Consider the following 14,911-nt stretch of genomic DNA (forward strand, 5'->3'; position numbering starts at 1 on the left):
AAGGATGATTTGAAGCGACCGAGAATATAATAAAAGGGCAAATTTTATTTATAGAAAGGAGTAATTTACATGATCGTCACAACAACAAACAGCATCGAAGGAAAACAAATTGAACAATATCTCGGCTTAGTGTCTGGTGAGGTCATTTTAGGAGCTAACGTTGTCCGCGACTTTTTAGCGAGCATTACCGATATCATCGGTGGCCGAAGCGGAACATACGAAAGCAAGCTAGCTGAAGGACGGGATATGGCAGTAGAAGAAATGGTAAAAAAAGCGCGAAATATGGGCGCAAATGCAGTGATTGGTGTCGATCTTGACTTTGAAACGTTGCGCGATGGAATGATGATGTGCATTGCGACAGGTACAGCGGTGAAAGTGAAAGAGTAATGGAATGTGAGAAGAAGCTCGTGGGGCTTCTTCTTTTTTGATATTGACTTATGTGTAAAAAGGGATATAATGTAATTAGAAATTTATCTAAATATCTAATTTTTTTGATTGATATTTAGAAGACTGTCTAAATATCTAAAAGGAAGTTGGTGAAAAAGATGTCGTTTAACGAGGCGTTTAAGGCGATTGCTGACCCGAACCGGAGGAAAATTCTTTCTTTATTAAAAAAAGGAGACTTAACTGCAGGGGAAATTGCTGAACATTTTGATATGCAAAAGCCGAGCGTTTCCCATCATTTAAAAATATTAAAACAAGCCGACCTAGTGGAAGATCGTCGCGTTGGTCAGCATATTTATTACTCATTGAACACAACTGTTTTCCAAGATTTAATGAGTTGGTTTTACGATATATTGCAAAAAGAAGGGGATAAATCATGAAAAAATATTGGGTGGTTGTCATTCTTATATTGTGCAGCTACGTATTGAGTTTTATTGCTATCCCATATTTACCAAATGAAGTGGCGATTCATTGGAACGTTGCGGGAGAACCAGATGGTTTTATGAATAAGTGGTGGGGAGCGCTTTTACTTCCGCTTCTTTTAACCGGCATGACTTTTTTGCTTATTTATTTGCCAAAGATCGATCCACGAAAAGAAAATTACGAGAAATTTAAAAATGTATATCGTATTTTTTTACATGTGCTTGTCATCTTTTTCGTTAGTCTACATGTGGTGACGCTTGCATACAATATAGGAATTTCTGTACAAGTTGACGTTGTTGTGCCGCTTGGAGTTGGATTATTGTTTATTGTCCTTGGGAATTATATGCCGAAAATTAAACCGAATTATTTTTTCGGCATCCGTACCCCTTGGACGTTAGAAAATGAAGTAGTTTGGCAAAAAACGCACCGCGTCGGTGGAAAAGTGTTTGTCATTATGGGTGTGTTGATTACGCTCACGATATTTGTAGAAAGCGTATGGCGTTTTATTTTGCTCTTAATTATCGTTTTTAGTGGCACGATTTATATGTTTGTCCAGTCGTATATATTTTCTCGTAAATGAGGGGAGAGATCAGTTTGGTTGGGATGTCTGTTCAATTACTTCTTTCTTTATTTGTTCCTTTAGTGCTTATTATATATGGACGAAAAAAAGGTTGGTTTTCTTGGAAAGCATTTGGTGTTGGTTTGCTTATTTTTGTGTTATTTTCACAAGTTTTTGAGAAAATACTTCACTTTCTTGTCATTGATCCAAGCGGTACATCGTTAAAAGGAACCAATAATGTTTGGGCGTTTGTTGCTTACGGGGCGTTAGCAGCTGGAGTATTTGAGGAAATTGGTAGATATATCGGATTTCGTTTCATGTTAAAAAACAATCGAACGTACGGGGACGGATTATCATTTGGTCTAGGGCATGGAGGAATAGAAGCCGTGCTCATCGGTGCTTTTAGTGCCGTGAATATGATGGTGATGTCTCATCTCGTTCAAACAGGTGATTTTGAGCAAGTTGCTTCCTCGCTTCCTGCTACACAAGTCGACATGATTCAATCGATGTTGAATCAGCCGGATTGGATGTATGTATTAGGTGGTATCGAGCGAATATTTGCAATCGCTATCCATGTGGCGCTCTCTCTGCTTGTTTTATACGGAGTTAGGAACGGGCAATTTCGGTATGTGATGTATGCGATTTTGATGCATGCGTTCATTGATGTTGTCCCTGCGCTATATCAAGTGAAAGTCATTTCAAATGTTTGGATTGTAGAAACGATTCTTGCTTTCATTGCAATCGCTTCGCTCGTCTTCATTCGACGGATAGCAGAAAAGTTTTAAAAACATGTTGCATCGAAACGCGTTTCATCCCTTATGCTTGCGTCAAAAGCATAAGGGAGGGAATTTTGTAGGTATATTGCATATTTTCATTTTATGCGCCGTTGCGTTAATGGGGGCACAGTTTGCCATAGAAGCTGCTTCAAAAGGAAAGTATAATGGAAAGTAAAAAGGAGTGATTCCGTGAGCATCGCTAGCCAACGTTGGATGTCGTTGAAGGAGTATTATGAATTAAGGGAGAAAACAAACAGACGGTTGGAATATATGAATGGGGCTGTATGCATGACTCCTTCGCCTTCTACAAAGCATCAGCGAATATCTGGGCGCATGTACGTGGAACTTTTTCGCTTTTTTGAAGGGACAGATTGTGAAGTGTTTCATGCGCCGTTTGATGTTGAATTGCAACGCGATGATATTCAAGAACAACATATTGTCATTCCTGATTTAAGTATTATTTGTGATAAAGAAGGATTGCAAGATCAAAAATATGTTGGTGTGCCTACATGGATTATAGAAATTTTAAGTCCGTCTAACCAATCTCATGATTTAGTTTTCAAGTTAAACATTTATATGCGCTATGGCGTAAAAGAATATTGGATTGTAAATCCGATGTTAAATAGCATACAAGTATATGCGTTAAACGAAAAAGGTCAATACGACCAAACGGAAGTGATCAAGGAAAAAGGAAATGTACGTTCATTTGTTTTTCCGCAATTTTCGGTTGATGTGACAAAAATTTTTAGTTAATTGAAGTATTTACATGTGGCTGAGAAACAGGTGTATAAGATGAATACGGAAACGCGCGTAAGCTCTTTTGAATCACAAGGTGAAAAAGCGTCTCATCAATATGATGGGGCGCTTTTTATTAAGTAAGCAAAAAAATTGAAAGATTGACAAAAGGTATTATAATGTAAATATTCCATTTGTTTTATAGGGAGAGAGGACAATGCAAACAAGTATTGAACAACGTACAAATATGCAAACAGTCGTTTATCCGATTTTAATTGCCATTAGTATTGGTCATTTATTGAATGACGCGATGCAAGCTGTTGTCCCAGCGTTGTTTCCGATTTTAGAATCATCGATGCATCTATCTTATACACAAATCGGTTGGATTGCATTTACGCTGAATATGACTTCTTCTATTTTACAGCCGGTTGTCGGATTGTTTTCTGATCGCTATCCATCGCCGAGTTTTTTGCCGCTCGGCATGGGAGCGAGCATGTTAGGAATGATTGGATTGGCGTTTGCGCCTAATTTTTTCTTTGTTTTATTGTCCGTTTTATTTATCGGATTAGGCTCGGCTGTATTTCATCCAGAAGGTTCTCGTGTCGTTTATTTTGCCGCACGGGCGAGAAGGGGATTCGCTCAATCCATTTACCAACTTGGCGGAAATACAGGCAACGCCCTTGCTCCGCTATTTACAGCACTGATTTTTGTTCCATTCGGTCAAAAGGGAGCAGGTTGGTTTGTCATTGTTGCAGCCATTGGAATGTCCGTTTTATTTTGGGTATCGAAATGGTATGCTCTTCAGCTACGTCAACTGAAAAATCGTCCGAACAGAACAATAGAAGGAAAGACACATACAAGCAAACGAATTATATTTGCCCTCGTTCTTCTCGTGTTGCTAGTATTTGCACGTTCGTGGTACTATGCGGGAATTTCAAACTATTATCAGTTTTATTTGATGAAATATTACGATATTTCCATTCGCGAGGCGCAGCTTTATTTGTTTGTTTTTATGATTGCAGGGGCGATCGGTACTGTTTTTGGCGGTCCGCTTGCCGACCGATTTGGGAGACGAAATTTAATTTTTGCATCCACGCTTGGTACGGCACCGTTTGCACTCATTTTGCCATATGTGCCACTTCATTTCGTTTTGCCAATTGTTTTTGTCACAGGCTTTATTTTATCGTCTAGTTTCGCTACTTTTGTTGTTTATGCACAAGAATTGCTTCCAGGAAATGTGGGGATGGCTTCTGGATTAATTGTTGGTCTTGCATTTGGCATGGGGGCGCTTGGAGCGGTTGCACTTGGCAAAATCGCAGATGTGTATACGTTAAAAACACTTATGGTGATGTGTAGTTTTCTTCCTTTGTTTGGCGTGTTGACATTTTGGCTGCCGAAAGATGTACGTGTTTCTCAGTAAAATTCAGCTTGCCCGTTTTCAAGGGCAAGCTGACCACTACGGTAAGTCGATGAGCATAAAACGGCTGTCTATGTTCGCTGCTATGTGCAATTGTGTGATATCTGTTATACGAGCAGCATCACGACGTTGTAACATCGTTTCACCATTTAACACAAGTTCTCCTTCAATAACAAACACATATATTCGACGTCCTTCTTGTTGATGGAATGTTATGTGCTCGTTGTTTTCTAAATCCGATAAATACATCGTTATATCTTGATGGATATAAGCAACTTGATCACCTGCATGCTTTTTAGAAACAATAGGCAATAAGCGATTTTTCATTTTTTCAATATCATATGAAACTTGTTCGTATGATGGGGTAAGACCGTACGTTTCAGGTAAAAACCAAAGCTGTAGAAGGTTGACTTCGTCCGTAGTAGACGGATTCATTTCTGAATGTACAATGCCTGTTCCGGCTGTCATTCGTTGTACTTCACCAAATGAGATGATGCGATGATTACCAAGATTATCGCGATGTTCGAGTTGTCCTTTTAAGACGACTGTAACAATCTCCATTTCTTGATGAGGATGAGCGCCAAAACCACGTTGTGGCGCGATGATATCATCGTTAAATACGCGCAATGAGCCAAAGTGCATATTTTTCCGATCAAAATATTCAGCAAACGAAAAACTAAAATAGCTTTGTAACCAACCGTGGTTCGATTCAAATCGCTCATGTGCACGATATATGTGAATCATTGAAAAATCTCCTTCCTTATTTCATGAGTGCATCAAGTGAATAGTCGCCTGCACCGATAAGCGCAACACCAATCACAACGACAATTAAAATAAAATTGTACTCGAAGCCATTTTGTGTTACCCAAAATCCATTTGGCGCATGTACTTTTACAATGGCTACAACCATTGTCATAGCGATCAACAAAGCTGCAAATGGTGTGAACAGTCCGAGAGCAAACAATAATCCGCCAACAAACTCTGCTAAACCAGCAACTAGAGCCATTGTCACTCCAGGTTTTAATCCAATCGATTCGAGCCATCCACCTGTTCCTTTTAAACCATATCCTCCGAACCATCCAAACAATTTTTGGGCTCCATGACCGACAAAAGTCAAGCCGACAGCTAGACGAATAAGTAAAATACCAATGTGCATCATGATCATTTCTCCTTTCATATATCTTGATTTCAAGATAAAGGTGTGCGATAGGCCTTTAAAAAGGCGTTAATGAAAGACCTATCTTTTTAAGCAAGTGGATCGCCATTTCCTTCTCGTCTGTAGATAGCGCTTGGAAAATATCCGCCATTTTTTGCGCGTGTTGTGGGAAAATGTGATCCATTAATGCTTTTCCTTCCTCAGTAATGACAGCATACGTAACGCGCCGATCCTTTTCACAACGTTGTCGGACGATATATCCTTTTTCTTCGAGTTTGTCGATGACATATGTCATGCTTCCACTAGTGAGTAATATTTTATCACCGATTTGCTGGATGGGCTGCGCTCCTTTGTGATACAACAAATCGAGGACACCAAACTCCGTTGGATTTAGTCCGTAACGTTGGATGTCATGTTTGACATGCTCGGATACAGCTTTATGTGCTCTAGAAAGGACAACGAATAGTTTTAACGATAATGTTTGCTCATTTTGGTTCATATGCATCAACCCTTATCTTGATTTCAAGATAATTATAAACTTACGAAAAGTAAGTTGTCAATACGGATTATTTTATTTAGGTATTGTGATTTTGGGAAAATGTTATATACGCTGAAAATGACCACATAAATATGAAACATAATACTAATTTTAATAGATGAATAAATTTCCATATACCTTCTCGAGCGTTAAACGCCGTATGATCTGAAAATTTTCCATAAATTAGATAATGATAGATTGCTAAATCCCTGCTAGTCTTATAGGCGAGCAACGGACTAGGGGGGATAACATGAGGAAATTACTAGCACTTGCTTCTACCTTTGTAGCAGCTTTTTGTCTTGCAACAACCGAAGTGGAAGCGCAAACGACCGTTCATTACGTAAAACCAGGTGAAACGTTTTGGACGATTGCAAAAAGCTATAATGTTTCATTACTGGAGCTTCAACGAATGAATCAAAAACAATCGGACGTTTTATTCGTCGGTGAAACGTTACGTATTCCGCAGCCGATTTCTCAAGCTGATAAAGATTTATTAGCTCGTCTTGTCCATGCGGAAGCAAAAGGAGAGCCATTCGCAGGAAAAGTAGCTGTGGCAACGGTCGTTTTGAACCGTGTAGATCATCCGAATTTTCCAAATACGATTCGTCAAGTCATTTATGAACGTTCAGGAGGATATTATGCGTTCACCCCTGTACAAAATGGCGAGATTAACAAACCAGCAGATCGTGAAGCGTATCGAGCGGTCGAGGAAGCCATCGCTTTTCGCGGTTTAGGAAGCGGCTCATTATATTTTTACAATCCAAAAACGGCGAAAAGCGAATGGATCCGTTCGCGACAAGTAACAGTTGTTATTGGAAACCATGTATTTGCAAAATGATCCCTCTACATGTGTAGGGGGATTATTTTTGTTTTACATTGAATAATTAATCAAAATTCTATATTATGGAATTGACTTGTTAGTCAAGAAACGAGCAATGCCGAGGGAGGCGAAACAATGAATATTGTTCATGTGAACGAGTTAACGAAAATGTATAAAAACAATCGCGGAATTGAACAAGTCACATTTTCGATTGAAGAAGGAGAAATTTTTGGGTTTATCGGACCGAACGGGGCAGGAAAAAGCACAACGATTCGCACATTACTAAACTTTATTTATCCAACGAGCGGTAGCGCCACGATTTTTGGAAAAGATATTGTGAAAGATGCAAAGGAAATTCGAAAACACGTCGGCTACTTACCTTCTGAAGTGCATTATTATGATGATATGAAAGTGATCGAATTACTAATGTATTCTGCATCATTTTACAAAGTATCGGATCGACGATTGAAACAGTTAGCTGAGCGTCTTGATTTAGATATTCATAAAAAGATTGAAGATTTATCATTTGGCAATCGAAAAAAAGTCGGTATCGTTCAAGCTCTTCTGCACGAGCCGAAATTGCTCATTTTAGATGAACCAACAGGCGGATTAGATCCGCTCATGCAGCATACTTTTTTTGAACTTCTGTTAGAAGAGCGTGAAAAAGGTGTGACCATTTTCTTCTCTTCACACATTCTTTCAGAAGTACAAAAGCTTTGCGATCGAGTAGCGATTATTAAAGAAGGCAAGCTTATTCAAGTGGAGACGATTGAACACTTAACGAAAAACCAGTTGAAACACGTGACAGTCGTGCTCGAGGAAGGACAACATGCCACGTTTGATTTAGAGGGAGTTGTAAAAAAAGAAGTCAGCGGTAATGAAGTGATGATGTTATACAGAGGGGATATGAACGAACTAATTGCCCAGTTGCACAACTTGCGCATCAAAGATGTGTCAATTAGTGAACCGTCTCTTGAAGATGTGTTTATGCACTATTACGAAAAGTGAGGGGATAGACGATGTTTAAACGGGAATGGAAACGAAACGCGAAATCTTTAGTGATTTGGAGTGCAGTACTTGGTGGTCTTATCCTTTTAACATTAAGTATTTTCCCACAGTTTGCCGAGCAACAAAAAGAAGTCACAAAACTTCTTCAATCATTGCCGCCAGCAATGATTAAAGCATTTGGAATGGATCAATTAAGCATTGGTGATTTGACAGGGTATTATGGTGTTCGTGTATATACGATGACGACGTTACTTGGTAGTGTTTATGCAGCGACGTTAGCTGCAAATATCGTTGCAAAGGAAGAGAACGATAAAACGATTGAATTTTTACTGGCTAAGCCAGTGACAAGAAGTGAGATTTTAACAAAGAAATGGCTCGTTGTGACGGTGAATATTCTTATTCTAAACGCGGTTTCCCTCCTTGTTAGTTTTATAGGCTTTCAAATGGCTAAAGGATACGATGTGTCGTTAAAAGCTGTTTATTTACTAACAATGGCAACTGTATTTCTTCATTTTACGTTCGCGGCTGTGGCATTTTTATTATCGACAATGATGCGTAAAACGAGAAATGCCTCATCGTTTGCGCTTGGTCTCGTTTTTGTTACTTATTTTATGAGCATGATGTCAAGCATTTCTGACGATTTATCGTTTTTAAAGTATGTGAGTCCGTTTAAATATGTCGATGCAGCACCGATCATTAACGAGCTTCAAATCGATCTATTATATATGTTCTTAATGATTGTGATCATTAGTGTAAGCATTGTTTCAGCATATGTCATTTACCAGAAGAAAGATATTGTCGTATAGATAGGTTGATTTTATTGTACGAAGCGTTTTGAATATTGTGAAATGCAAAGTTTATCAACCGTAAAGCAGGGGCGTTCTCTGCTTTTTAAATTATCAGAAAATAATTGAAAACATGTGACTCATTATGGTATCATTTTCTTAGAAATTTATGAAACAATGTTTCGTAATACGCAACAAAAAAGGGAAGGGGAACAATGATGGGAGAATATGTACAAGTTGGACGTTTGCAAGTAGCTAAGTTGTTTTATGAATTTATTGTTGAGGAAGTATTGCCAAATAGCCAAGTGGATCCAAGAAAGTTTTGGGGAGATTTTGAGCAACTCATTAATGAGTTAACACCAAAAAATAAAGCGTTGCTTGCCAAGCGTGATGAGTTGCAAGAGAAGATCAATGAATGGCATAAACAGCATCGTTCACAGTTCGATTTTGAACAATATAAATCGTTTTTACAAGAAATCGGTTATTTAGAGCCAGAAGTTGACGACTTTGAGATTACGACAGAAAATGTCGATGACGAAATTGCTAAACAAGCGGGTCCGCAACTCGTTGTTCCGATTACAAACGCACGTTACGCTCTCAATGCAGCCAATGCTCGTTGGGGCAGTTTGTACGATGCTTTATATGGCACGGATGTTATTAGCGAAGAAGATGGTGCGGAACGCGGAAAAGGATACAATCCGGTGCGTGGTGAAAAAGTTATTGCTTACGTTCGCGCCTTTTTAGATGAAACGGTACCGCTTCGCGCATATTCGCATAAAGATGCCGTTCAATATGCGGTCGTTGATGGCGTATTAACTGTCACGGTAAAAGATGGGCAAACGACGACGTTGCAAGATGAAGCAAAATTTGTCGGGTATCAAGGTTCGCCAGAGCAACCGTCTGCCATTTTGTTAGAGAATAATGGTCTACATATTGAAATACAAGTGGATCGCAATCATCCGATCGGGCAGACTGATCCAGCAGGGATAAAGGACGTTTATTTGGAAGCTGCGTTAACAACGATTATGGATTGCGAAGACTCTGTTGCCGCAGTAGACGCAGAAGATAAAGTGCTTGTATATCGCAATTTGCTCGGCTTAGTTCGTGGCGACTTAACAGCGAGCTTTACGAAGGGAAATAAAACTGTTACACGCGAGCTAAATCCAGATCGTGTGTATACAACACCAAGCGGTGAAACGCTCACATTGCCTGGTCGTTCGCTTATGTTTGTTCGCAACGTCGGTCACTTAATGACAAACAATACAATTTTGCTTGAAAACGGAGAAGAAGTGTATGAAGGCATTTTAGATGCGGTTGTAACGACGTTAATTATGAAACATTCGCTTCTTGGTAATGGGAAATATGTCAATTCAAGAAAAGGTTCCATTTACATCGTGAAGCCAAAAATGCACGGTTCCGAAGAAGTGGCGTTTGCGAATGAATTGTTTGACCGTGTGGAAGATATGCTTGGTCTTGAGCGCAACACGATTAAAATTGGTGTGATGGATGAAGAACGGCGTACGACGCTTAATTTAAAAAATTGTATTTATCAAGTAAGAGATCGAATCGTTTTCATTAATACAGGCTTCCTCGATCGTACAGGAGATGAAATTCATACATCAATGGAAGCAGGCCCGATGATTCGGAAAAATGAAATGAAATCGTCGACATGGTTGCAAAGCTATGAAAAATCAAACGTGGCGATTGGGTTAGCAGCTGGTTTCCAAGGGCGTGCTCAAATCGGTAAAGGCATGTGGGCAATGCCAGATATGATGGCAGAGATGGTAAAGCAAAAAATCGCCCATCTTCAAGCGGGAGCAAATACAGCGTGGGTACCGTCACCGACTGCAGCGACGTTACATGCGCTTCATTACCATCAAGTAGATGTATTTGCGGTACAAGACGAATTGAAAAAAGATGTAAAGAACTATCGTGATGATATTTTACAAATTCCTGTCGCTATCAATCCGCAATGGACGCCAGAAGAGATTCAACAAGAGTTAGACAATAATGCGCAAGGTATTCTCGGTTATGTCGTTCGTTGGATTGATCAAGGGATCGGATGTTCTAAAGTACCTGATATTCATAACGTTGGCCTCATGGAAGACCGAGCAACGTTGCGTATTTCAAGTCAACATATTGCGAACTGGTTGCATCATGGTATTTGTACGAAAGAACAAGTGCTTGAAACGTTGAAGCGAATGGCAAAAATTGTGGATGAGCAAAATGCAGATGATCCAGCATATCGACCAATGTCGACTGATTATGATAACTCAGTTGCTTTCCAAGCAGCATGCGATCTTGTTTTTAAAGGCTATGAGCAGCCAAATGGCTATACGGAGCCGATTTTACATCGTCGTCGTTTAGAAGCGAAGGCAAAATTTGCGCATGTAAAACAATAATGTGATGAGGGCATTCCATGTGAATGCCCTCGTTATGTGCTAAAGGTGGGAAACAGCATGGAAAAAGATTCGTTTGTGAAATCCGTCAGCAGAGCATTGAAAATCATGGATATTTTAAGTAACGAACGTCACGGTATGGGCGTAACGGAAGTCGCGAAACAAATAGGGATTCATAAAAGCTCTGCTTATCGTTTATTGGCGACACTTGTTGAGCATGGATATGTTGAACAAGATGAAGAAACGGAGCGTTATAAGCTCGGTTATAAGTTTTTAGAAATGAGCTCGAAGTTGTTGGATTCAATCGATTTGCGTAAAGAAGCAAAACCGTATTTACGTGAGCTGGAACAAATAACGAATGAAGTAGTCCATCTTGTCGTGTACGATCAAGGGGAAGTCATTTATATTGAAAAATTGGATGGCAATGAAACGTTGCGCATGCATTCGAAAGTTGGAAAGCGAGCACCGATGCATTGCACAGCTGTTGGGAAGGCGATTTTAGCACATTTGCCTAAACATGTTGTTGCAGATATTTTAGATCGAAAAGGATTGCCGCCACATACTGATTATACGATTACAGATCGTCAAATGTTGTTTCAAGAACTAGAACGTGTTCGGCAACACGGTTATGCGCTCGACTTAGAAGAAAACGAATACGGTATACGATGTGTCGCTGTTCCGATTTTTGATCATACGAAACAAGTCATTGCCGCAGTAAGTGTCTCTGGACCGACCATTCGCATGACAAATGAGCGGATTGAACAACTTCACGCACAAATGAGAAAGATAGGTAAACAAATTTCAGAACGGCTTGGATATCGATGAATGATGTATACGTTTGGCCTCTAGTCATAGTATAATGATAAAAAGGATGTTTAAGGAGGCCACTTCATGGCACAACGTGTTGTGAAAACAACATATTTGTTAGGACTTTTGTTTTTAGTCGCAGCGCTCGTTTATTTTTTTGCTTCGAATTGGCCGGAGCTTGGACGGTTGACGAAAGTCGGGATTGGTGCTGGGTTTATGATTTTGTTTTATGGCCTGAGCGCCACGGTTTTTCGCCATCATTTTTTTAGTAAATGGTTGCTTATTTTTGGAGCGATTACGTTCGGGGTTTGTGTTGCATTAATGGGGCAAGTGTATAATTCACACGCCGATAGCTTTTTGTTGTTTTTTATTTGGTTTATTCCTACTGCTGTTTTGGCATGGCTTACTCGCAGTCGATTTCTCTCTATATTCAGCTTCGGGTTGCTGCAGCTTACATTTTGGTTTTACTATTTTCCGTCTTCGTATCAAATTGAACGCGGAGAATGGCCGTCGATTTTTATTTTATTGCTTTTTGTCGTAATCAACGGGATCATTTCATTTCTTGGACGTCCATCAATTGTTTCTGTTCTGGCTTACGTGGCGATGCACAGTTGGCTATTTGTCATCTTTATACAAGGAATTTCCACTGATCAGTTTCATTTTTGGCCATACGTATATGCTTTTATCTTCGTGTTGTTTTTAACATACGTAAGAAAACAACCGTATTTTATATGCACGGTGCTATTTACAGGTATGTTTTGGGTCGTGCAATATTTTCGCTTTGTTGAGCGGCATTTTGGTGGAAATTGGTATATATTTGGGCTTGTGTTGGCTGCCATCATCGTTTATACAGGCATTTATGCGCTTCGCTGGATGAAAAAGCGAAGTGATGGAAAATTAGAAAAATTTTTCCTTGTAGCTTTTCAAATCATTGTCACAGGGGTAGCTTCTGTTATTGCAATTGGAAGTATCATGCAGTTATTGTCGTTTTGGTTCGATGTGTTTTCTCCTTATTGGTTGTTAAGTATATCTATTATTTTGTTCGTTGTTCCGGGGTTGTTATGGAAAAGATGGAACGATGTTGTTCGCTATACGTTGCTTGCGATTGGATATATACTTGGAGCGTTTAGCGCGACGGATGTTTCTTTTATTGCGATGAGTGTATATGTCGCTACATTATTTTTTATTTCATGGCGTATGAAAGCAGGCGTACGGGCGATGACAAATATCGCTGTCTCGATTTATCTCGCCATGATGATGCTTGATGAATGGAACAATATTCGTTTCACGTTATTTATTATATTTGTTTTTTATAGTGCGATTTACTGGTTTTCCAAACATACGTACGAACGTTTTTTGTTTCTTGTTTTTTCGTTTACTTCGCTCCTTCTATTGACAAGTGCTGATTTTTTTGAGGTAGATGGAATGTATGTCGTTTGGAACATATTATTTCTCGTCGCTGTTGCTTTCTTCCTCTTTTTCCGTACGAATGAGCGAGAACAATGGATTGCCTGGGTATATACGTGTTTATTTTTAGTGTTAAAGTATTATGAATGGGTATGGGATTTACTGCATAAGTCGGTTACTCTAGCGATTGTTGGCTTATGCTTATTTGTCTTGGCAGCGTTTGTACAAAAAAGAAAAGCGATTTCGTTTTCTGTTACGAAACAAAAATGGTTACCCCTTTTTGTTGTCATGATTTTGCAGTTTGCTTTTATCGTCTATGTGACGTTTGACAAAGAACAACACCTTCGATTCGGTCAACAAATTAAATTGCAACTTGAGCCAGTCGATCCACGCTCGCTTATCCAAGGGGATTATGTACGCCTTCAATACAATATTTCGACGATTGAAGGAATGAATGAGTGGGGAAAAGTGCAAGTCATTTTACGAAAAGATGAAGCGGGAATTCATCGATTAGTTGGCATTTATTCATTAAATGGAAAAAAACGAAATGGGGATATGTATCGAGAAGGGGATGTATTAGTAAACGGACATATATATGGAAATACAATCATTTATGGAATTGAAGCGTACTTTGTTCCAGAGAAAAAAGGAGTAGATATCCAACGCCATGTTCGTTTTGCCTATGTACGTGTAAGTAAAACAGGAGATGCGTTATTAGAAAAAGTGTCTGAACGGTAAGATAGGAAACCGCCGCCTCGTGTTAAGACGGCGGTTTTTTTATGATGTTGCTTAGTTTCAAATGACATTTCCTTTTACAATGGTAAAGGGGACTTTACTTTCCAATAAACATTTGTGTCCAATAGTTTCCGTTTCCGTCAAATCCAACACCGATATGCGTAAAGTTTCGATTTAAAATGTTCGCTCGGTGTCCGGCGCTATTCATCCACGCATTGACCACTTCTTGCGGTGTCCGTTGCCCTTTCGCGATGTTTTCCCCAGCTGTTCGATAAGAAACGCCAAAATCGCGCATCATATCGAAAGGAGAACCGTACGTTGGGCTTGTATGCGAGAAATAGTTGTTTTTTCGCATATCTTCCGATTTTTTCTGAGCGACCGAGCTGAGCTGCGCATCAGCACGTAAAGCTGGAAGACCTGCACGAGCACGTTCTCTGTTTGTCAAATCGATGACTTGTTGTGCATATTGACTAATACTTGTTGTCGGTGCTGTTTGTCTTGGTTGCTGCTGAGTCGGTTGTTGTGTTTGTCTGTTCGGTTGTGTCGGCGTCACTTGATTTGGACGTTGATACGCATTTGGTGACGGTGTGTAAGGTCTTGGTTGCATATACATTCTTTGTTGTTCCGTTAACGATCGTTCAATTTGTGTGCGTAGATTGGCTGCGTCTTTCGGATCGATCGGAACAAATTTATAGCGAGCTTCTTGAATCAATATCGCTTTTGTATGAGGATATTGATCGCTTGATAGCGTCGTATGCAAAGCAGAAATGTTTGAACGGTTGTTCATGTCCATTGCGTTGTTACAGCCAACAATGGCAAGTAAACTTAAGGCAGCAATAGATCTCGTTAGTTTTGTTATCATTTGTGCATCCCTCCTTGGCATTTTAATCGTTATGCATCAT

General features: G+C 39.5%; 16 protein-coding genes. 12 read left to right on the forward strand and 4 right to left on the reverse strand.

All coding sequences use genetic code 11. From position 1 onward, the window contains the following. The first annotated feature begins 69 nt into the window (after positions 1-69). From HNR43_RS12590 to HNR43_RS12615, 6 genes are all read left to right on the forward strand, one after another. Entirely contained in the window at positions 70-387 is a 318-nt protein-coding gene (locus HNR43_RS12590) for a YbjQ family protein (RefSeq protein ID WP_004890869.1), read from the forward strand. 158 nt (positions 388-545) lie between these two features. After that, a complete protein-coding gene (locus tag HNR43_RS12595) occupies positions 546-824 on the forward strand; it encodes an autorepressor SdpR family transcription factor (RefSeq protein WP_183182919.1) in 279 nt (92 codons plus the stop codon). Further along, positions 821-1,447: an SdpI family protein gene (locus HNR43_RS12600; RefSeq protein ID WP_183244289.1), complete on the forward strand. Its 627-nt coding sequence runs from the start codon at positions 821-823 to the stop codon at positions 1,445-1,447. The genes HNR43_RS12595 and HNR43_RS12600 overlap by 4 nt, the downstream gene beginning before the upstream one ends. Next, positions 1,444-2,211, forward strand: a complete 768-nt coding sequence (locus HNR43_RS12605; protein ID WP_183244291.1) for a YhfC family intramembrane metalloprotease — start codon at positions 1,444-1,446, stop codon at positions 2,209-2,211. The genes HNR43_RS12600 and HNR43_RS12605 overlap by 4 nt, the downstream gene beginning before the upstream one ends. Before the next feature lie 180 nt (positions 2,212-2,391). Then, complete coding sequence (locus tag HNR43_RS12610; protein ID WP_343055787.1) at positions 2,392-2,955, forward strand: Uma2 family endonuclease; 564 nt, start codon at positions 2,392-2,394, stop codon at positions 2,953-2,955. Positions 2,956-3,154: 199 nt separating this feature from the next. After that, entirely contained in the window at positions 3,155-4,357 is a 1,203-nt protein-coding gene (locus HNR43_RS12615; RefSeq protein WP_183244293.1) for an MFS transporter, read from the forward strand. 36 nt (positions 4,358-4,393) lie between these two features. Here HNR43_RS12615 and HNR43_RS12620 read toward each other — a convergent pair whose 3' ends face one another. The 3 genes from HNR43_RS12620 to HNR43_RS12630 are packed head-to-tail and all read right to left on the reverse strand — an operon-like array spanning position 4,394 to position 6,009. Next, positions 4,394-5,098, reverse strand: coding sequence for a pirin family protein (locus HNR43_RS12620; RefSeq protein ID WP_183244295.1), 705 nt, complete (start codon positions 5,096-5,098; stop codon positions 4,394-4,396). Between the two features lie 16 nt (positions 5,099-5,114). Continuing rightward, complete coding sequence (locus HNR43_RS12625) at positions 5,115-5,513, reverse strand: DoxX family protein (protein ID WP_183244297.1); 399 nt, start codon at positions 5,511-5,513, stop codon at positions 5,115-5,117. A 55-nt stretch (positions 5,514-5,568) separates the two neighbouring features. Next, positions 5,569-6,009, reverse strand: a complete 441-nt coding sequence (locus HNR43_RS12630; RefSeq protein ID WP_183244299.1) for a MarR family winged helix-turn-helix transcriptional regulator — start codon at positions 6,007-6,009, stop codon at positions 5,569-5,571. 289 nt (positions 6,010-6,298) lie between these two features. Between HNR43_RS12630 and HNR43_RS12635 the strand changes: the two genes are divergently transcribed. The 6 genes from HNR43_RS12635 (at position 6,299) to HNR43_RS12660 (ending at position 14,012) form a co-directional block, all read left to right on the forward strand. Beyond that, positions 6,299-6,886, forward strand: a complete 588-nt coding sequence (locus HNR43_RS12635) for a cell wall hydrolase (RefSeq protein WP_183244302.1) — start codon at positions 6,299-6,301, stop codon at positions 6,884-6,886. A 117-nt stretch (positions 6,887-7,003) separates the two neighbouring features. Then, positions 7,004-7,876, forward strand: a complete 873-nt coding sequence (locus HNR43_RS12640; RefSeq protein ID WP_183244304.1) for an ABC transporter ATP-binding protein — start codon at positions 7,004-7,006, stop codon at positions 7,874-7,876. Between the two features lie 11 nt (positions 7,877-7,887). Then, positions 7,888-8,682 carry an ABC transporter permease gene (locus tag HNR43_RS12645; protein WP_183244306.1) on the forward strand — a complete coding sequence of 265 codons (795 nt, stop codon included), beginning with the start codon at positions 7,888-7,890 and terminating at the stop codon, positions 8,680-8,682. A gap of 197 nt (positions 8,683-8,879) precedes the next feature. Next, complete coding sequence (locus HNR43_RS12650) at positions 8,880-11,063, forward strand: malate synthase G (RefSeq protein ID WP_183244308.1); 2,184 nt, start codon at positions 8,880-8,882, stop codon at positions 11,061-11,063. Positions 11,064-11,120: 57 nt separating this feature from the next. Further along, a complete protein-coding gene (locus HNR43_RS12655) occupies positions 11,121-11,885 on the forward strand; it encodes an IclR family transcriptional regulator (RefSeq protein ID WP_183244310.1) in 765 nt (254 codons plus the stop codon). Positions 11,886-11,951: 66 nt separating this feature from the next. Beyond that, positions 11,952-14,012: a GDYXXLXY domain-containing protein gene (locus HNR43_RS12660; protein WP_183244312.1), complete on the forward strand. Its 2,061-nt coding sequence runs from the start codon at positions 11,952-11,954 to the stop codon at positions 14,010-14,012. 94 nt (positions 14,013-14,106) lie between these two features. Here the strand turns inward: HNR43_RS12660 and HNR43_RS12665 are convergent, their stop codons facing one another. Beyond that, a complete protein-coding gene (locus HNR43_RS12665) occupies positions 14,107-14,871 on the reverse strand; it encodes a CAP domain-containing protein (RefSeq protein ID WP_183244314.1) in 765 nt (254 codons plus the stop codon). Between the last annotated feature and the right edge of the window lie 40 nt (positions 14,872-14,911).

The sequence above is a fragment of the Anoxybacillus mongoliensis genome, from assembly GCF_014201515.1.
Classification (GTDB): domain Bacteria; phylum Bacillota; class Bacilli; order Bacillales; family Anoxybacillaceae; genus Anoxybacillus; species Anoxybacillus mongoliensis.

Coding starts and splice junctions, on each gene's coding strand:
- HNR43_RS12590 (WP_004890869.1), top strand. CDS start 70: ATGATCGTCACAACAACAAACAGCATCGAAGGAAAACAAATTGAACAA.
- HNR43_RS12595 (WP_183182919.1), top strand. CDS start 546: ATGTCGTTTAACGAGGCGTTTAAGGCGATTGCTGACCCGAACCGGAGG.
- HNR43_RS12600 (WP_183244289.1), top strand. CDS start 821: ATGAAAAAATATTGGGTGGTTGTCATTCTTATATTGTGCAGCTACGTA.
- HNR43_RS12605 (WP_183244291.1), top strand. CDS start 1,444: ATGAGGGGAGAGATCAGTTTGGTTGGGATGTCTGTTCAATTACTTCTT.
- HNR43_RS12615 (WP_183244293.1), top strand. CDS start 3,155: ATGCAAACAAGTATTGAACAACGTACAAATATGCAAACAGTCGTTTAT.
- HNR43_RS12620 (WP_183244295.1), bottom strand. CDS start 5,098: ATGATTCACATATATCGTGCACATGAGCGATTTGAATCGAACCACGGT.
- HNR43_RS12625 (WP_183244297.1), bottom strand. CDS start 5,513: ATGATGCACATTGGTATTTTACTTATTCGTCTAGCTGTCGGCTTGACT.
- HNR43_RS12630 (WP_183244299.1), bottom strand. CDS start 6,009: ATGAACCAAAATGAGCAAACATTATCGTTAAAACTATTCGTTGTCCTT.
- HNR43_RS12635 (WP_183244302.1), top strand. CDS start 6,299: ATGAGGAAATTACTAGCACTTGCTTCTACCTTTGTAGCAGCTTTTTGT.
- HNR43_RS12640 (WP_183244304.1), top strand. CDS start 7,004: ATGAATATTGTTCATGTGAACGAGTTAACGAAAATGTATAAAAACAAT.
- HNR43_RS12645 (WP_183244306.1), top strand. CDS start 7,888: ATGTTTAAACGGGAATGGAAACGAAACGCGAAATCTTTAGTGATTTGG.
- HNR43_RS12650 (WP_183244308.1), top strand. CDS start 8,880: ATGGGAGAATATGTACAAGTTGGACGTTTGCAAGTAGCTAAGTTGTTT.
- HNR43_RS12655 (WP_183244310.1), top strand. CDS start 11,121: ATGGAAAAAGATTCGTTTGTGAAATCCGTCAGCAGAGCATTGAAAATC.
- HNR43_RS12660 (WP_183244312.1), top strand. CDS start 11,952: ATGGCACAACGTGTTGTGAAAACAACATATTTGTTAGGACTTTTGTTT.
- HNR43_RS12665 (WP_183244314.1), bottom strand. CDS start 14,871: ATGATAACAAAACTAACGAGATCTATTGCTGCCTTAAGTTTACTTGCC.